The 2,180-nt window shown below is 68.3% G+C and carries 2 protein-coding genes; both read right to left on the bottom strand.

Annotation, left to right across the window (positions count from 1 at the left end):
* Window positions 1–31: 31 nt before the first annotated feature.
* Window positions 32–1,537: an aldehyde dehydrogenase family protein gene (locus AC5RV2_RS17275; RefSeq protein WP_494093357.1), complete on the bottom strand. Its 1,506-nt coding sequence runs from the start codon at window positions 1,535–1,537 to the stop codon at window positions 32–34.
* A gap of 206 nt (window positions 1,538–1,743) precedes the next feature.
* A complete protein-coding gene (locus tag AC5RV2_RS17280) occupies window positions 1,744–1,926 on the bottom strand; it encodes a hypothetical protein (protein ID WP_493977043.1) in 183 nt (60 codons plus the stop codon).
* Window positions 1,927–2,180 lie beyond the last annotated feature (254 nt).

The following is a 2,180-nucleotide window of genomic DNA, read 5'->3' on the forward strand; positions in this document are numbered from 1 at the left end:
GCCGCGGTCAGCCCGCCCGCCGTCGTCGTAGTTAGTGGCCTGCGGCGGCCGCCGCCTCGTCCAGGTGGGCGATGGCGCGGGTGTCCTGGAACGCGCGGATGCCTTCGATGCCCTGTTCCCGGCCGAAGCCCGAGTGCTTCATGCCGCCGAACGGCGCCCGGAGGTCCAGGCGGGTCGCGCCGTGGTCGTTGACCCAAACGTAGCCGCAGACCAGTTGCGAGCCGACGGCGTTGGCCTTGTCCGTGTCCGCGGTCCACACCGAGCCGCAGAGGCCGGCCCAGGTGTCGTTGGCCAGGGCCAGTGCTTCCTCTTCGGTGTCGAAGGGGAGAATCGGGATGACCGGACCAAACTGTTCCTGCGTGACCACGCGCAGCTGCGGGTCCGGATCGACCACCAACGCCGGCCGCAGGAAGTTGCCGCCCTGCAGCTCCGGGTCCGCCGGCAGTTCCCCGAATTCGCGGACGTCGGCGCCGGCGGCCTTCGCCTCTGCGATGAGTTCTTCGACGAAGGTCTTCTGCGCGGGCTGGTGCAGCGGGCCCATGGTGGTGCCCTCGTCCAGGCCGTAGCCGACGACGGCCTTCTCCAGCCTCTCGGACAGCCCGGCGACCAGTTCCTCCAGCCGGGAGCGGTGCACATAGATGCGCTTGGCGGCCATGCAGATTTGCCCGGTCGTGTCGAAGACCGCGGCATACAGCCGGTCCAGGTGCGTGTCGTCCAGGACGGCGTCTTCGAGGACCACCGCCGGGTCGTTGCCGCCGAGCTCCAAGGTGACCCGGGTCAGGCTCTTGGACGCCATCTCCATCATCTTCTTGCCGCCGCCCACGCTGCCGGTGAAACAGACCATCGCCACGTCGTCGTTCTGGATCAGGCCGCCCATCTCGCTGTCCTGGCCGGTGACAATATTCAGCACCCCCGGCGGCAGCTTTTCCGCCACGCGCTGCACTACCCGGGTGATTGCCAGCGGGGTGGTGGGCGGCGGCTTCACGATCGCGGTGTTGCCCGCCAGCAGGGCGTGCGGCAGCGAGGCGCCGAGGATGGCGATGGGCCAGTTGAACGGAACAATCACCGTGACCACGCCCAGCGGCTGGTACGCCACGGAGGTGGTTACCGGGATGCCCGGAGCCGGTTCCAGGACCTTGCCCTGGTCCACCTCGTCCGCGAGGGCGAGGGCGAGCTGGAAGCGGATCTCGAAGACCAGGGCGTCCACCCAGGCCTCCATGCGGATCTTGCCGTTTTCCTGCGACAGGATCGCCGCGTCCTCGTCGCGGAGATCGGCGATGCCTTCGATGGCCGCGCCGAGCTGGGCGGCGCGTTCCTTGGCGCCGAGCGCCGCCCACGCGGGGAAGGCGGACTTCGCGGCGGCGACGGCGTCGGCCACATCCTGCCGGGTGGCGGCCGCCGCGTAGCCGACCACTGAACCGGGCTTGCCGGGGTCCGCTACCGCGTATTTTTCGCCGGAGTCCCGGACTTCGCCGCCGATATAGAGCCCGGTGGTGACCTGGCCGGTTTCGCCGGTAGTGCTTGCTACGTCAGTCATCTCGAAACACCTCTCTGTGTTTTGACCGTTCCGGCCCCATGCCGGAACTGCAGGAGCGACGTTCTTCAGCGTCGGCGCCCCCGGCCGGCTGAAGGCGACAACCAGAAGAGTGTGGTGGCGCCAGTTTCCCCTGCCTTCAGCTTTGCCTATCCACGGGGGGAGTGCTAGGGGTAGGTGCGCCCTATTTTCCGGCTGGCGCCGCCGCATTAGTAGCCGCGGTACGGGTTTTCGTCCGTGCCGCCGCTGCGGCCCTGGTCGTAGCCTTCCTGCCAGGCTTGGTGCACGGAAGCCACCAGCCCGGCGAGCAGTTCGTAGGAAGGGTGGTCCGGTCCGATGTACACCATCTCTTCTCCGGCCCGGTTCAGGATGCTGTGGATGTGCGTGCTCATCGTGGTCTTTCCTTTGCAGTTCCCGGGCATCTGCCGGCTGGGGTGACGCCGCCCGCGGTGTCCTAGTTATTCTTGGGGGATGAGTGCTTCAGCACAATCAACCCTCGCGTTTGATGGCCGCTTCGCCCGCGAGCTTGCGGAGTTGGCCGTCCCCTGGCGGGCGCAGGAGGCCCCCGACCCGCGCCTGCTGGTTCTCAACGAGCCGCTGGCCGCCGAATTGGGAATCGACCCGGCGGCCCTGCGCAGCCCCGACG

The organism is Arthrobacter sp. Y3225116, assembly GCF_059091245.1.

Coding starts and splice junctions, on each gene's coding strand:
- AC5RV2_RS17275 (WP_494093357.1), bottom strand. CDS start 1,537: ATGACTGACGTAGCAAGCACTACCGGCGAAACCGGCCAGGTCACCACC.
- AC5RV2_RS17280 (WP_493977043.1), bottom strand. CDS start 1,926: ATGAGCACGCACATCCACAGCATCCTGAACCGGGCCGGAGAAGAGATG.